General features: G+C 39.8%; 11 protein-coding genes. 7 read left to right on the top strand and 4 right to left on the bottom strand.

Features of this window, described 5'->3' with window-relative positions; genetic code table 11:
• The first annotated feature begins 56 nt into the window (after positions 1 to 56).
• Positions 57 to 374 carry a hypothetical protein gene (locus MM239_RS00925; protein WP_241345880.1) on the top strand — a complete coding sequence of 106 codons (318 nt, stop codon included), beginning with the start codon at positions 57 to 59 and terminating at the stop codon, positions 372 to 374.
• Positions 375 to 573: 199 nt separating this feature from the next.
• The gene (gene purU, locus MM239_RS00920) at positions 574 to 1,428 is read left to right on the top strand and encodes a formyltetrahydrofolate deformylase (RefSeq protein ID WP_241345879.1); all 855 of its coding nucleotides are present in this window, start codon (positions 574 to 576) and stop codon (positions 1,426 to 1,428) included.
• A gap of 2 nt (positions 1,429 to 1,430) precedes the next feature.
• Here the strand turns inward: purU and MM239_RS00915 are convergent, their stop codons facing one another.
• Positions 1,431 to 2,414, bottom strand: coding sequence for an NADPH:quinone oxidoreductase family protein (locus MM239_RS00915; RefSeq protein ID WP_241345878.1), 984 nt, complete (start codon positions 2,412 to 2,414; stop codon positions 1,431 to 1,433).
• A gap of 170 nt (positions 2,415 to 2,584) precedes the next feature.
• Between MM239_RS00915 and MM239_RS00910 the strand changes: the two genes are divergently transcribed.
• Positions 2,585 to 3,973, top strand: a complete 1,389-nt coding sequence (locus MM239_RS00910; RefSeq protein ID WP_241345877.1) for a dipeptidase — start codon at positions 2,585 to 2,587, stop codon at positions 3,971 to 3,973.
• Positions 3,974 to 4,151: 178 nt separating this feature from the next.
• On the top strand, positions 4,152 to 6,197 hold the full coding sequence (locus MM239_RS00905; RefSeq protein ID WP_394801471.1) for a protein-disulfide reductase DsbD family protein: 2,046 nt from the start codon (positions 4,152 to 4,154) through the stop codon (positions 6,195 to 6,197).
• Between the two features lie 638 nt (positions 6,198 to 6,835).
• Here the strand turns inward: MM239_RS00905 and hflC are convergent.
• The 3 genes from hflC to MM239_RS00890 form a co-directional block, all read right to left on the bottom strand.
• Positions 6,836 to 7,774 (bottom strand): protease modulator HflC, encoded by a 939-nt coding sequence (hflC, locus tag MM239_RS00900; RefSeq protein WP_241293874.1) that lies wholly within the window; start codon positions 7,772 to 7,774, stop codon positions 6,836 to 6,838.
• Positions 7,771 to 8,748, bottom strand: coding sequence for an FtsH protease activity modulator HflK (gene hflK / locus MM239_RS00895; protein WP_241345875.1), 978 nt, complete (start codon positions 8,746 to 8,748; stop codon positions 7,771 to 7,773). The genes hflC and hflK overlap by 4 nt, the downstream gene beginning before the upstream one ends.
• Positions 8,749 to 8,857: 109 nt before the next feature.
• The gene (locus MM239_RS00890) at positions 8,858 to 9,466 is read right to left on the bottom strand and encodes a cytochrome c oxidase subunit 3 (RefSeq protein WP_241345874.1); all 609 of its coding nucleotides are present in this window, start codon (positions 9,464 to 9,466) and stop codon (positions 8,858 to 8,860) included.
• 146 nt (positions 9,467 to 9,612) lie between these two features.
• Here MM239_RS00890 and mfd point away from each other — a divergent pair, with 146 nt between their 5' ends.
• The 3 genes from mfd to MM239_RS00875 all read left to right on the top strand — a co-directional run bounded on the left by mfd (position 9,613) and on the right by MM239_RS00875 (position 16,957).
• Positions 9,613 to 12,966 carry a transcription-repair coupling factor gene (gene mfd / locus MM239_RS00885; protein ID WP_241345873.1) on the top strand — a complete coding sequence of 1,118 codons (3,354 nt, stop codon included), beginning with the start codon at positions 9,613 to 9,615 and terminating at the stop codon, positions 12,964 to 12,966.
• A 174-nt stretch (positions 12,967 to 13,140) separates the two neighbouring features.
• A complete protein-coding gene (gene gldJ / locus MM239_RS00880; RefSeq protein ID WP_241345872.1) occupies positions 13,141 to 14,364 on the top strand; it encodes a gliding motility lipoprotein GldJ in 1,224 nt (407 codons plus the stop codon).
• Between the two features lie 160 nt (positions 14,365 to 14,524).
• On the top strand, positions 14,525 to 16,957 hold the full coding sequence (locus tag MM239_RS00875; RefSeq protein ID WP_241345871.1) for an alpha/beta hydrolase family protein: 2,433 nt from the start codon (positions 14,525 to 14,527) through the stop codon (positions 16,955 to 16,957).
• Positions 16,958 to 17,051 lie beyond the last annotated feature (94 nt).

Genomic DNA, 17,051 nt, shown 5'->3' with positions numbered 1-17,051 from the left:
CCCGATGAAATTGACATGGCTATTTTATATCATCTTTAAAAACAAATTATTTACATATGAATAGAATACTAAAAATCGCATTCGTTACGCTACTTTTCTTGGGTTTGAACACCAGCGTCTCTTTAGCCAAAGAAAAATCTGCCATCAAAACAGAAGAAATATCCGCTGAAGACAAAATCAGATTAGAGGAGATCGAATCTAGGGTAAATGAAATTAAAGCAATGGATTTTACAGAGTTGACTAAAGAAGAAAGAAAAGAAGTACGATCAGAATTGAGAGAATTGAAAAAAGAAGCTCAAAACAGAGGTAATGGTCTTTACATCTCGACAGGAGCTTTGATTGTGGTTTTGATCCTATTGATCATCTTGCTTTAAACTTTGAAAACTTGTAATAAGCTGTTCATACAGGCATCTGTGAATCCAATTGCCTTCAATTGGACAGCTTTATTACAATTAATATTATCCGAAAATACCATAAATTATTTTGTAAAATTAGTTTAACCCAGAAATTCCAATCCCGGTTTCTGGATTTATATTATTTTACATTATTTTTCGAACTCGAAAATAATCCATCATGAATCGCGCAACGCTTATCATTCAATGCTCCGACCAAAAAGGCATCGTAGCAGCCGTATCTGAATTTTTATATTCTAACAAAGGAAACATCCTAGAAATAGATCAACATGTAGATCAAGAACTGGGCATGTTCTTCATGCGTGCATCTTGGGAGCTAGATACTTTTGCTTTGAAAAAAGAGCTAATCCACGAAACTTTTGAAAAAGAAATAGCCTCAAAATTTGCTATGGACTTTCAACTCTACTTCAATGACAGAAAACCCAAAATGGCACTTTTTGTCTCCAAGCTTTCTCATTGTCTCTTTGATATTCTGAGCAGGTACCATGCTGGTCAGTTTGATGTAGAGATTCCTTTGGTAATCTCAAATCACAAAGATCTTCAGGCTATAGTAGAAGCTTTTGACATTCCTTTTGTACACTTACCTGTGGATAAGTCAAAAAAGAAGGAAGTTGAAAAAAAACAATTACAACTCCTCAAAACACACGATGTGGACTTTGTGGTCTTGGCCAGATACATGCAAATTCTGAGCGAAGACTTCATAAAAGCCTACCCGAACAAAGTTATCAACATTCACCACTCCTTTTTGCCAGCGTTTGTAGGCGCTAAGCCTTACCATGCGGCCTATGCTAGAGGTGTGAAAATCATCGGTGCTACAGCGCATTATGTCACAGAAGAGTTGGATGCAGGGCCTATTATTGAGCAGGATGTGGCAAGGGTACGTCACCACAACACCATTTCGGACCTGGTCCAAATGGGTCAAGATATCGAAAAAGTCGTTCTTTCAAAAGCTATAAAATATCACTTAGAACACAAAGTGCTCGCATTTGGAAATAAAACCGTGATCTTCTATTAAGTCTAATTTCCTGAAACCTGCACCACTGCTTTTCCTACGATATGCCTATTCATCATGTCTTCCATGGCTTGAGGAGCTTCTGTTAACTTATAAGTCTTATAGACATGATGCTTGATTTTACCTTCCTGAAGAAGCTTAGTAAGTGCTTTGATATTTTGTCGATGAGCTTCAGGTTCTTCCTTGGAGAACCTACCCCAAAACACCCCAAGAACTGCACAACCTTTGAGTAAGGGTAGGTTGAAGGGAATCTTTGGAATGTCTCCCGAGGTAAATCCTACAATGAGATACCGACCTTTCCAAGCCATTCCCCTCATGGCTGGGTCAGCATATTTTCCTCCTACTACATCCAATACCACATCCACACCTTTTCCTTTCGTAGCTTCTTTTATCCTTTCCTTGAAATCATCCTTGTTGTAATCTATCAATACCTCTGCACCATAGGTTTGGCATATTTCGAGTTTTTCCAGAGAAGACCCAGCTGCCATCACATGCGCTCCCATCAACTTGCCCAATACAACTGCTGCCAATCCAACACCACCCGAAGCACCCAAAACCAGCATCTTCTCTCCAGCTTTTAACATTGCCCTATCTTTCAACGCATGATATGCTGTAGCAAAAGTGTACAAAGAAGCTGCTGCTGATACAGCATCCATCTCTTCTGTTATTTCGAAAACCCTTTCGGCAGTTACCTTCACTTTTTCTGCAAATCCTCCCCATCCACAAAGTGCCAATACACGCTGTCCTACATAAAGATGAGTAACTTCTGAACCCACCTTTTCCACAATCCCGCAAACTTCTCCACCTGGAGAAAATGGCAAATCTGGCTTGACTTGATACTTATCTTGGATCATCAAGATATCTGGGTAGTTCAAAGCGCATGCCTCCACACGGATCAATACTTCGTGATCATCAATCTGAGGTTCAGGAATTTCATCATAGATTAGGGTACTGGGTAATCCATGGGCTTGACAAATGATAGCTTTCATGATAAAAGTTTTGACTAAAATAGGCAAATCCTGATATATCACGTAATTTTGAAGGCAATTAGTCAATCATTGAATCATACATCCATGCGGAGATCTTTGGTTCATGAGACCAAATATCATAAGACGATCAGACTTATGATGTTTTGAAATAAACTAAAACAAACCCAAGTATGTCAGTAAAAAAGTACATCCAAGACAATCAAGAGAAGTTTTTAAATGAACTCATAGACTTATTGAAAATACCTTCTGTAAGTGCAGACCCAAAGTTCAAAGACGATGTCTTTGCAGCAGCGGAATTTGTGAGAGTAAGTTTGGAAAAAGCTGGTGCAGACCAAGTGGAACTTTGTCAAACCGCTGGATACCCTATTGTCTATGGAGAAAAAATAATCAATCCTGAGCTACCTACTGTCTTGGTCTATGGTCACTATGATGTACAGCCAGCTGATCCCTATGAGCTATGGGATTCTCCTCCTTTCGAACCAGTGATCAAGAAAACTGAAAGACATCCAGAAGGAGCTATTTTTGCTAGAGGATCTGCCGACGACAAAGGACAATTCTACATGCATGTGAAAGCATTCGAAGCCATGATGTCAAATAATGAGCTTCCTTGCAACATCAAGTTTATGATAGAGGGTGAAGAAGAAGTAGGCTCTGAGCATTTGGATATTTTTGTCAAAGAAAATAAAGAAAAACTCAAAGCAGATGTGGTATTGGTGTCAGACACCCACATGATTTCTTTGGAAAACCCTTCTGTAACAGTAGGTCTAAGAGGGTTGGCTTACATGCAAGTTGAAGTCACAGGCCCAAATAGGGACCTCCACTCTGGAACATACGGCGGAGCAGTAGCTAATCCGATCAATATCTTGTGCAAAATGATCGCTTCTCTGCAAGATGAAAACAATCATATCACCATTCCAGGGTTCTATGATAAAGTAGAGACCTATGCTGATGATTACAGAAAAGCACTAAATGACGCCCCATTTGACCTAGAAGCTTACAAAAAAGAACTAGATATCAATGATGTGCATGGTGAAGCGGGATATTCTACCATCGAAAGGGTAGGTATCAGACCTACGCTCGATGTCAATGGTATCTGGGGTGGATACACAGGAGAAGGTGCCAAAACAGTGCTACCTTCCAAAGCCTACGCAAAAATCTCCATGAGACTTGTCCCGAATCAAGACCATAAAGAAATCTCTAAGCTATTTGAAGAACATTTCAAGGCCATAGCCCCAGCTTCAGTAAAAGTGAAAGTCACTCCTCATCACGGAGGTCAAGCTGCAGTAGTATCTACGGAGACCCCCGGATACAGAGCGGCTGATTTGGCCATTCAAGAGGCATTTGGAAAAAAAGCCATTCCTACAAGAGAAGGCGGATCCATACCTATCTGTTCACTGTTCCAAAAAGAACTTGGGCTAGATCCTATTCTTCTTGGGTTTGGACTGGATACTGATGCACTACATTCACCAAACGAACATTATGGTGTAAAAAACTATTACATGGGAATAGAAACCATTGCTTTGTTTTTCAAATATTTCAAAGACGAGGCGAGCAAATAATCCTGAAAATCCTCCATGTTACACATGAAAATCATGGAGGATTTTTCAAATTTTACCACCTATATCATTAAACACTGAACTTTCTTGTCAATTTTCTTATTTTTAGATTCAGTTTAGCATTTCATCTATTATCATGTCAAAAAGCTTTAAATCATCTCTGATCTTATCATTTCTTCTGATGATAAGCACTTTATCTTTTGCACAAATGATATCTCCACCTAGCTGGTCGATACAGTTGAATGAAAAGGAACTCAAAGTAGGAGATGAAGTCAAAATCGTATTCAAAGCCCAGATTCCAAGAGATTGGTACATTTACTCCAATGATTTTGATCCAGACTTAGGCCCTATGCTCACAGAACTAGACATCGATGAGCAGAAGTCAAAGGGGTTTACTTTGGTCAATAAACTCAAAGCAATCAATCCTAAGAAAAAGTATGATGAAATTTGGGAAGGTGATGTCACCTACTTTGAAGTAAACGGTACTTTCGAACAAATCATCAAAATCACAGGCGAAGAAATCAACATAATCGGAGCTCTGAGCTATCAAATGTGTACAGATGTCACAGGTCAGTGTGTACCGTTTGATGAAGATTTTTCCATTCGCTCCAAAGCTACTACCATTTCAGTAGCTTCTACTTCTGAATCAGAGGAACAAGCACCTAATTTAACCAAAACCGACACTACGGAGGTCGATGAAAAGGCTGACACCACCTCCACAGTTGGTAATGAGGTGCAGCAAGATAAGGTTGAGGAAAGAAGCTTTATAGACCTAGCAGCCGATGAGGATCAAGAAAGCTTAATTGGCTTTATGATTTTGGCGTTTCTTGCTGGTCTAGCGGCATTACTGACACCTTGCGTATTTCCAATGATCCCCATGACAGTGACTTTCTTTACAGGAAGATCAAAGTCAAGAGCTGCAGGAATCAAAAACGCCTTTGTGTATGGACTATCGATCATTGCGATATACACCATTGCTGGGACTGCCGTGGCAGCGATACAAGGTCCCGAGTTTGCCAATTGGCTTTCTACACATTGGGTGCCGAATATTTTCTTTTTCTTGGTATTCATCTTCTTTGCCTTCGCGTTCTTAGGGATGTTCGAGCTTACATTACCAAGTAACTTGGTTAATAAAGTAGACGCCAAAGCAGACAAAGGTGGTCTTTCGGGCATCTTTTTTATGGCATTTACACTTGTGCTAGTTTCATTCTCTTGTACAGGACCTATCGTTGGTTCGATTTTGATAAGCTCTGCGGGTGGTGCATTGCTCAAGCCTATTTTGGGCATGTTTGCATTTTCTTTGGCATTTGCCATACCATTTACACTATTTGCCATCTTTCCAGAATGGCTGAACTCCTTACCAAAATCAGGGGGCTGGTTGAATTCTGTAAAAGTGGTATTGGGATTCTTAGAGCTAGCGCTTGCCTTCAAATTCCTTTCTGTAGCAGATCAAGTATATCATTGGGGACTTTTGGACAGAGACATCTATCTGGCCATCTGGATCGTGATATTTGCACTTCTTGGATTCTATCTATTGGGAAAAATCAGGCTACCACATGACTCACCTATGGATCATATTGGTGTACCAAGGCTGATGCTCGCCATAAGTACGTTTGTATTTGTGGTGTACCTTATCCCAGGATTATGGGGCGCTCCGCTCAAAGGACTAAGCGGATATCTTCCGCCCATGGCCACTCACGATTTCGACATCACAGCGACCAAAGGACTAACGGTATCTGAAGCTGTTACCTTGGACGAGGTTCCTAAATATGCAGAGCTTCTGCACCTACCTCACGGAATACAAGGTTACTTTGACTATGAGCAAGCCTTAGTAGCAGCAAGACGAGCGGACAAGCCGCTTTTTATAGATTTTACTGGTCACGGCTGTGTGAACTGTAGAGAAATGGAAGCCCGTGTATGGTCTGACCCACAGGTTTTGAAAAGATTAAATGAAGATTTCGTAGTGGTAGCGCTATATATTGACGAACGTTTTGAGCTACCTGAGTCTGAGTGGTACACTTCTGAATATGACGGTAAGGAAAAAAAGACCATTGGCAAACAAAATGCTGACTTCCAAATCACACGCTTCAACAACAACGCCCAGCCATACTATGTGATCCTGGATCATAATGAGGAGCTTCTAGTAAGACCAAAAGCATACGATACCAACATCCAAAACTTCGTCAACTTCCTAGATGAAGCAAATGCTGAATTTGGTAGGAGGTAATTTGAATGGAATAGTAGCACAATGATTATTGAATATTGTTGACTTAAAAAGAAGTGAGCTCTTCTTGATAAAGCCTTAGATGTTTATAGAATGTCTAAGGTTTTTTTTGTTATTTTAAGTGATTGATAAATGGTTTTCAGAAAGCTTAAGGGATTCATATCTAAGGTTTTATAGAAGAAGACATAATAATAGGAGATCTCATTTACTCCGCAAAAACAAGATTTTTTTCTAGTAAATCATTGTTGTAAAAAATGTGACCTGAAACCAAATTTTGTTTGTAAAGAATCTTTGACAGTCAAAAAACATTTGGAACATGAGTGAAATAGTTATATATCAAACAATTGATACAGATACTTAAATTGAGATTCAATTTGAACAGGAAACGTTTTGGCTTTCACAACAGAAAATAGCCGATTTATTCGGTACTCGGCGACCCGCTATAACAAAACATAATGGAAACATTTTTAAGTCAGGGGAGCTTGAGGAAAAAGTGGTTAGTTCCATTTTGGAACATACCACAAAACATGGCACTATAAAGGTAAAAACACAAAAAGAATCAAATAAAGATTATCCGCAATTTGCTTCAAGCTATAGCAGCCCGAAGTATAATTGCAGATAATCATTTTTTCATCACACGATTAATTTAACCGCCTCAAATACCTGAAGAACTCAGAGTCTGTGGAAAGCACTAAGCTGGTGTTTTCGTCCATAGATTTTTCGAAACTTTCCATCGAGCGGACAAATTTATATAGCTCAACTGATTGTCTGTTTTTGTTATAAGCCCTGGCGTAGATCTCGGTAGCTTCTGCATCTGCACGACCCTTGATCTCCTCTGCCTCTTTGAATGCTTCTGATTGTATTTGTGCCAAATCTCTCTCCTTATTCCCTTCTATGACTCTGGCACGGCCTTGACCTTCTGATTTGAACTGATCTGCGATTCTATTTCTTTCTGAAATCATTCGATCATAAACCCTATCTCTTACTTCATCCACATAGTTCATTCTTTTGAACCTGAAATCCAGTATCCTCACGCCCAAATCTGTGGTTCGCTGATTGGCTTTTTCTAGGATGATCTTTTCAATCTTGTCCCTTCCCACAGAGATATCCTCTAGCACTTCTATCTCCTCCATAAAATCCTCTGTGATCTCCGGATCTCTATTCGAAGAACGTACGATGTCAAGAAGATCGTGACTAGCGATAGCATTCCTAGTCTCACCATCCAAGATATCATCTAGCCTTGATTGCGCAGATCTTTCGTCTCTAAGCCTGATAAAAAACTGTAGTGGATTGGTAATTTCCCACCTGGCATAAGTATCAACAAAGATGAATTTTTTATCCTTGGTTGGAACCTGATTCTTGTCACCATCCCACTCAAGGTAGCGCTTGTCAAAGTATTGTACTTTGTGAAGGAACGGTGTCTTCAGGTTAATTCCAGGGCTAGTTCTTGGCTCACCTACTGGCTTACCAAATTGTGTTACGATAGCTTGCTGTGTCTCATCAAGGATAAAATAGCTATTGAAAAGCAGCAAAGCCACAATAGCTCCTAGTACTATATATCCAATTCTATTCTTTCTCATTTTGTTGGGGCTTTTACTTTGTCAATGTTCAATAGTGGCAATACATTATTACCTTTTTCATCTACGATGATCTTGTTTCCAATCTTTGGAAGCACACGTTCCATAGTTTCCAGGTAAATCCTTTGCTTGGTCACCTCTGGGGCTTTTACATATGCATCATAAAGTGCATTGAATCTCTCAGCTTCACCAATAGCTCGGTTGACCCGATTCAGGGCAAAAGCTTCTGCCAGCTGTATAGTCTCCTCTGCTTCACCGCGGGCACGTGGGATTACCCGATTGTATTCTGCCTCTGCTTGGTTGATCAGTGTCTCTCTTTCCTGCTGTGCTTGATTGACAGCATTGAAAGAAGGTTTTACTGGCTCTGGTGGATTTACGTCTTGTAGGACTACTTGATCTATGCGTATGCCATTTTCATACTCATCACACATCTGCTGTAGTAGTACCTCTACACTGGAAGCTACTTCTTGTCTACCTACTGTCAAGACTTCATTGACCGTTCTATCCCCTACGATCTTTCTCATGGCAGATTCGGACATGTCTCTAAGTGTCTTTTCAGCATTGCGTACCCTAAACAAGAACTTATAAGAATCTGTGATCCTATACTGTACCACCCATTCTACATCAGTTAAATTAAGGTCTCCTGTAAGCATCATGCTTTCATCCCCATATGCTGATTTGGCATAGTCAGAGCGTTGACTCGAATTGGTCGTCCTGAATCCAAATTCCTGCTTAAGTTGCCGTTGTACAGGAATCTTATACATTCGCTCTATCCCAAAAGGCATGATAAAATTTAACCCTGGTTGTACTGTCCTATTATACTCTCCAAGCTGTATAACCACCCCCTCCTCTTCTGGACCTACGGTGCGTAAGCTTGTAGCAAATAGCACCAGCAAAGCGATCCCTAAAATGATCTTCTTGAGATACTTCCTGATCCAGTCTGGGTTAATGTTGATTTCGTAGTTTTTGTTCTCCATAATATATACTCCACTGTTTAGTCCATATCGAAACTGTACGTTTTCGGATAGAAATTCGGTTTATTTTCTTAAGAATAAGGCTAAATTACCTAAAAAGAAACTGAAATGATCAAAATGACAATACAAAAACCAAGAAGAGTATCAACCATATCAAGTCCATAAAATGCCAATAAGTCGCAAATAAGGAAATGCGCATTTTCTCAAAAGGATTGGTCAGTGTGATCAACTGACCTACTTGGTCCTTTTCTCTGCGACTATACTGCAGCACCATGATCAACCCAAAAATCATCGCTCCTACTAAGTGAAAGACATGAATACCACTCAAAACATATAAAAAGCTACCGCTAGGAAGCCCTCTAAAGTCTACCCCCATTTGCTTCAGCTCTAGCCAACCCACAAACTGCAATACGGTAAATATCACTCCGAGCAAAAAAGTAGTGAATAAATTATTTTTTAATTTCCTCAATCGCTCTTCTCTAAAATACAAAGAAACATTTGATACGGTATACCCTGAAAGCATAATCACAAAAGTACTGATCACAAACGACTTAGGAAGCTTGATTCCCATAGAAGGAAACCCTCCATATCCTGAAGCCAAAAAAGCAACAGTAAGAAATAGAAAAATTAATCCACTGCCTATCATTCCCAAATATACCATCGTCTGATAGGGATGCAAATTCTCAAGTTTCTGGAACCAGGTTTGTTGATTATCTTTCATGACAAAATTGATCTTACTCCATAAACATTTTAACTCAACTTAGGTTCAGGATATTTGTATCCTATCGTATCAAAAATATCCTGTGGCAAGAAACGATTCAATTTCCTAACTTGCCAAAGAATTGAACATCGAAACCCACAATCGTTTTGGATAAATCTGCTTTCCTTTCGCTTTACAACAATGACCCTTTTGTAAAGCACTTTTCTGAAAAATTAAAATACCGAAGAAACCGAAGATTCCAAATCAAAGGTCTGGCGGGTAGTCTTGACATGATCTTGTTTACCACCATTTTCAAGCAGCTTGGGGGGTTTCATTTAATCATCGCACACGACAAAGAAGAGGCGGCCTATCTCAACTCTGACCTTCAAGAACTCCTTGGACGAAACAACACCTTACTTTTTCCCTCGAGTTACAAGCGGCCTTATCATTTTGAAGAAGTAGAAAATGCAAACATCCTCATGCGAGCAGAGATTCTTAATAAAATCTCTGAGAAACAAGATAAAAATGAGGTGGTAATCACTTATGCGGAAGCATTATACGAAAAAGTAATCAATAAGCGCTCACTCAAAGAGCACACTTTCACTGCAAGTGTAGGTGAAAATGTAGACATGGAATTTATCTCTGAACTTTTGTCCACCTATGATTTCGAAAAAACTGATTTCGTCTATGAGCCGGGGCAATTTTCGATCAGGGGAGGTATCCTCGATGTCTATTCCTATGCCAACGACCTTCCTTACAGGATAGAACTTTTTGGAAGAGAGATTGAAAGTATCAGGACTTTTGACCCAGAGACTCAGCTTTCTGTAGATCCCATTGATGCCATTAGCATCATCCCAAATGTACAAACTAGACTTCTCCAAGAAGTAAGGCAATCTTTTTTGGAATTTCTGCCAAACGACACCACTGTATGGTTCAAAGATACTCAACTTACATTTGACCTGATTGATGAAAACTTTGAAAAGGCCAAAAAGCTATATGAACAAGAAACAGCAAAATCGGACAGACTTCTTCCCAAGCCTGATGATTTGTTTGATCACGCTGACAGCTTTGAGAAGATCTGCCAGTCCTTTGTACAAGTAGAGTTTGGGCACAAGTTTTATAATAAAGATGCCGAAGTATTCACCTTTGAGGCTCAGCCACAGCCTTCTTTCAATAAGAACTTCGACCTACTCGTCCAAAACCTAGTAGAAAATGAAAAACTAGGCTGGATCAATATCATTTGTTCTGAAAATGAAAAGCAGATCAACAGGCTAAATAATATTTTTCAAGAACTTGACCCCACATTACAAACCCAATCTCTGATGATTGGTCTTAGAGAAGGCTTTGTGGACAAATCTCTTCAACTCGCTTGTTATACTGATCATCAGCTATTTGAGCGATTTCACAGGTACAAAACCAAACCAAGGTCTAGCAAATCCAAAGCTTTGACCTTGAAAGAAATCAAAGCCTTACATCCTGGCGATTATATCGTACACATAGATTATGGGGTGGGAAGATTTGCAGGACTAGAAAAAGTCAATGTCAATGGAAAATCTCAAGAAGCCGTGAGGCTGGTCTTTCGAGATGATGATTTGCTTTATGTGAACATTCACGCTTTACATAAAATTTCCAAATACTCTGGACAAGAGGGCACTGCGCCATCCATGTCTAAGCTAGGCTCTCCAGAGTGGGATAACAAAAAGAAAAAAGTAAAAAGCAAGGTCAAAGACATTGCCAAAGACCTGATTGCCCTATATGCCAAACGAAGGAATGCACCGGGATTCCAATTTTCTCTAGACTCTGTCTTACAAGTAGAGCTAGAGAGCTCATTTGTATTCGAAGATACTCCAGACCAAGCATCAGCTACAGCAGATATCAAAGTCGACATGGAAAAACCATACCCAATGGACCGATTGGTCTGTGGAGATGTGGGCTTTGGAAAGACCGAAGTAGCTATACGGGCAGCATTCAAGGCTATAAACGATAGAAAACAAGTAGCAGTATTAGTACCAACGACTATCTTGGCCATGCAGCATTTCCAGACATTCATGGAAAGACTGGCTGCATTTCCAGTAAAAGTCGATTACATCAATCGTTTCAGAACTGCCAAAGAAATCAAGGAGATAACTAAGCAAGTCACTTCTGGAGAGATAGACATCCTGGTCGGTACTCACCGAATTGTGAACAAGGACATAAAGTTCAAAAACCTCGGACTTTTGATCATAGATGAAGAGCAAAAGTTTGGCGTAAAAGTCAAGGATCAACTCAAAGAAATGAAACTTAATGTCGATGTGCTTACCCTTACAGCTACGCCAATTCCAAGGACATTACACTTTTCACTTATGGGAGCCAGGGACCTCTCTGTGATCGCTACTCCTCCACCCAATAGGCAGCCAGTGACCACGGAGATTCACAGCTTTGAAGAAGAAGTGATCAGAGATGCAGTAGCTTTTGAGTTGAGAAGGGGTGGTCAAGTATTTTTTGTACATAATAGAGTCGGTGAGATTGACACTATTGCCAATATGATCATGAGGCTAGTTCCAGATGCTCGGGTAGCTGGTGCACATGGTCAAATGGACGGCAAAGCTTTGGAAAAAATTATGGTCAAATTCATCGAAGGAGAATACGATGTATTGGTGTCTACCAACATCATCGAGTCAGGTCTTGATATTCCCAATGCCAACACCATCATCATCAATCGAGCACATATGTTTGGGTTGAGTGATCTTCATCAGATGCGAGGTAGGGTAGGTAGAAGCAATAAAAAGGCATTCTGCTACCTGCTTACTACTGCCACTTCAGGACTAACCTCTGAAGCAAGAAAAAGACTGCAGACGCTAGAAGAGTTCTCTGACCTAGGTGATGGTTTCAAAGTGGCCATGAGGGATTTGGACATCCGTGGAGCTGGTAACCTGCTGGGAGCTGAACAAAGTGGCTTTATCACTGACCTAGGCTTTGACATGTATCATAAGATATTAGATGAAGCTGTACAAGAGCTGAAGGAAAATGAGTTTGCGGCACTCTTTGAGGTAGATTTGGCAGAAAAAGTTGAAATCCTCGTACAAGATTGCGTGATAGAAACAGACATGGAAATATTGATTCCTGAGGAATATGTAAGCAACATTTCAGAAAGGTTAAGCTTATATTCTAAGCTTGACAATATCAAAAAAGAAACAGAACTAGAAAAGCATATCCAATCTATCCAAGACAGATTTGGGCCTATACCTGAGGTGGTCAATGATCTATTTGAGACAGTCAGGTTACGATGGCATGCTGAAGCACTGGGTTTTGAAAAGCTTACGCTAAAAAACGGTATCATGAAATGTTATTTCTTACCGTCCCACAAAGAAAAATACTTCAAGTCAGAAATATTTGGTAATATTTTAAGATACGTAAGCACACAGCCCAAGTATTGTAAAATGAAAGAGCACAAAAACCGATTGATCCTCACTATCAATGGAGTAACCACCATCAAAAAGGCCAAACAATGGCTGAGTGAGATGAAAATTGAAAAAAAATGAAAATATTTTAATAGAACTAATTTTGTTACTTCGAATTGAAATTTTGCATCATATGGTCAAAAAAGGGGATATTCGGCTCAAACTAATCGTTTGATAAAAAAAATAATATTGTGATAAGATATTATACATTATATATTAGCGTTCTATTTGTGCACAAAAAACACGATCAAGTTTATGGTTTTTGGAAAAAATAAATTCGGGTTAATTGCTACCGCTCTGCTTTTTGTAGCAGTTTGCATCCTGTCTTCTTGTAATAAAACACCTGGATATGGCAGAAGGACTGCCGCCAAACCAGGAAAAACAAGTGCCACTACAGGTGCACAGTTTAGCTTTGATGCAAACGACAGTACCAACTTTGTAGTCACTAGAATGGCAAAACAAGTAGTAGGACCCAACTTGAAATACATTCAAGGTGGAAGGGCTGTGATCGGTTCTCAAGAGCAAGACATCATGGCATTTAGAGATAACATAGAACGTACAGTTACCATCGCCTCTTTTTATATGGATGAAACAGAGATCACTAACAATGATTACAAAGAATTCATCTTCAACATGAGAAAAAATGTTAGTGCAGATTCAATAAGCAAGCTTGAGCCATCTGATAGGGTATGGGAAGGTGCAATGTCTTACAATGATGTTTATGACACTTATTACTACAGGTTTCCAGGGTTTAATTTCTACCCAGTAGCAGGTGTTACATGGAGTCAAGCCAATGCCTACACCAAGTGGAGAACAGAATATGTCAATGAATTGATGCGTCAAAAACAAGGCATAGATAGTACATTAAACAAAAATCAACTGATCGAAAGAGGTGTAGCTATGCCTGAATACAGACTTCCAAACGAAGCAGAATGGGAATATGCAGCCAAAGCAATGATCGGAACCCAATACATGGATGAAAACCAAGAATATGGAAGAATTTATCCTTGGGATGGGAGAGGAGTAAGAAACCCATACAATATCAAAAGAAGAGGAAAACAAGGTGAAATGCTTGCCAACTTCAAAAGAGGAAGAGGTGACTACGCTGGTATAGCAGGTGGGGTGTCAAATGATGGAGATATCATTCCAGCAAATGTTTACGATTATCCACCAAATGATTTTGGTCTTTACAATATGGCAGGCAATATGAATGAGTGGGTTCAAGATGTATATAGACCACTATCTTTCACTGATTTTGATGATCTCAACCCATTGAGAAAAGATGGAATCTATGATGAAGCTAAAGATTACGGCACCACACTCATAGATGATAACTACAGAGTATACAAAGGTGGTTCTTGGAGAGATGTAGCGTATTGGCTTTCACCAGGCACGAGAAGATTCATGCACCAAGATTCGGCAACGAATCACATCGGTTTTAGATGTGCGATGATTTCGGTAGGGGCTACAGGAAAATAATGTAAAATCAATGTTTAAAGAAAATGGGGTTCAGAAATGATCCCCATTTTTATTTTTAGCCATATATATGACCGCTTATGGGCTTCATCGATCTCAAAATCAAAAAGAATAGCGAAACTGTGGATTAAGTAGTAAATTTCTTAAATAAAGAATTCACGATATGCTATATTCATTACGAAAAACTATTTGTTCATCATTGATTGTATGTTTTGGTCTATGGATCAATGCCCCACAATCATTGGCTCAAAATGCCCAAACTTACCAGACACCTCCAAAGGAAATCGCTGATTTGGTAAAGGCACCATCCACTCCATCGGTAAGTTTTAGCCGTACGGGAGACTTCATGCTTCTGCTCGAAAGATCTGGAAACCCTTCCATAGAAGACTTGGCGCAACCCGAACTTCGTATCGCCGGCATGCGAATCAATCCTGCAACTAATGGTCCGAGTAGAACTGGAGCAATTGAGAATGTAAAAGTCAAAATCACCAAGTCTGGTGATGAGTTTGCAATCAAAGGCCTTCCAGAAAATGCTAGGCTTGGAGGATTTGCGATAAGTAAAGACGAAAAGTTTGCCGCTGTGACCAATACCACAAATACTGGAATTAGCTTATGGTTAGTTGATTTGACAAGCTATGAGGCAAAAAAATTAACTGATGAGATTGTTAATGATGTAATGGGTGGCACTATCAGCTGGACTCCTGATAACAAAATTTTACTTAAAGCTGTCAACCCTAAAAGAGGGGAGGTGCCAAAAGCACCATTAGCACCAGTAGGTCCTACCATTCAAGAAACTTCAGGTAATGCTGCTCCTTCAAGAACTTACCAAGATTTACTAACGAATGCACATGACGAGCGTTTATTCGAATACTTTGCTGATTCGCAGCTTATGCTAATTGATATCAATGGACAAGCGACACCATATGGTACACCTGGGCTATTCAAATCTGTAAGCGTATCACCTGACGGTAAATATATAATGGTAGATATCATCAAAAAACCATTCTCTTACTTAGTTCCCGCTTCTAGATTTCCTTACAATGTTGAAGTCTGGGACATGGCTGGCAAAAACGTAAAAACTATTGCTGAATTGCCACTTGATGAAGTTAGACCTACAGGATTTGATGCTACAGTAACTGGCCCGAGGTCTATCAACTGGAGAGCAGACAAGCCAGCTATGCTGTATTGGGTAGAAACTCAAGATGGTGGAGATGGTCGAGTAGAAATGGAAGAGAGAGATATAGTATATACACTCAATGCTCCTTTTACAGCCTCAAAGACCAAACTTATCAGTACACCTTATCGATATGGTGGAATCTACTGGTCAGATGACAGCTTTGCCATATTCAATGAAAGATGGTCAGCCACTAGAAAGCAAATTGTCAATGTAATCAACCCATCCAAACCCGGTGAAAAGCGTGCAATCATCGAAAGATCATCTGACGATATTTATAATGATCCAGGAAGTCCACTTTTCGTAACCAACGATTATGGCAGGTCTGTAATTATGAGAAAAGGTGACGATATCTTTATGACAAGCGAAGGTGGGTCTCCAGAAGGCAGCATGCCATACTTATCTATTTTCAACGCCAAAACTAAAACTGAGAAGATTTTATGGAGATCTCAGGCTCCTTACTATGAGAGAGTTGCTAAAGTCTTGAATGCAGATGCGACAGAATTCATTACCGTAAAAGAGAGTACTGATATTCAGCCGAACTATTGGCTTGTGAATACCAAGAAAAGAATAGCCCCTATTCAAATCACCAATTTTGATCACCCATATGAATCCATCAAGGGTATCACCAAGCAATTGGTGAAATACAAAAGAAATGATGGACTTGATCTATCCGCTATTGTATATACACCAGAAGGTTACGATTCAGCTACTGATGGGCCACTACCAGTAGTAATGTGGGCATATCCACGTGAATACAAATCAGCCGAAGTTGCCGCTCAAGTGAGAGGCTCTCAGTACAGGTTCACAAGACTAAGCTGGGGATCACCAATCTATTGGGTGACTCAGGGCTATGCAATCATGGATCAGACAGAAATGCCGATTGTCGGCGAAGGCGATCTTGAGCCAAATGACTTCTTCCTAGATCAGCTAGTAGCAAATGCAGAAGCTGCCATAGACTTCATCTCAGAATCTGGAATCGGAGATAGAAATAGAATAGGTGTAGGCGGTCACTCGTATGGAGCATTTATGACTGCTAACTTACTATCACATAGCAATCTTTTCGCAGCGGGGATTGCAAGATCTGGAGCTTATAACAGAACATTGACACCTTTTGGCTTCCAATATGAACAAAGAACTTTCTGGGAAGCTCCAGAAGTATATTTCAACATGGCTCCTTTCATGCACGCTGATAAAGTAAAAACTCCTATCCTATTGATCCATGGTGAAGCCGATAACAATTCTGGTACTTTCCCTATTCAGTCAGAAAGGTACTACAATGCACTCAAAGGACATGGTGCAACTACCAGACTTGTATTCCTTCCACATGAGTCACATGGCTATGCCGCTGAAGAATCTATCCTTCACACCTTATGGGAGCAACATCAGTGGTTGGAAAAATATGTAAAAAACAAAAAATAATCTGTAATAAAGCAGAACCTTTATCAAAGCCTCATCAGTAAATTGATGAGGCTTTTTTTATCCATTAATATTCAAACATTTCACTTGAATTTAG

Origin of the sequence: Belliella filtrata, from assembly GCF_022549775.1 — a bacterium.
Taxonomy (GTDB): domain Bacteria; phylum Bacteroidota; class Bacteroidia; order Cytophagales; family Cyclobacteriaceae; genus Belliella; species Belliella filtrata.
Note: the sequence above shows the minus strand (reverse complement) of the source record. Positions and strands in the feature narration are given on the sequence as shown.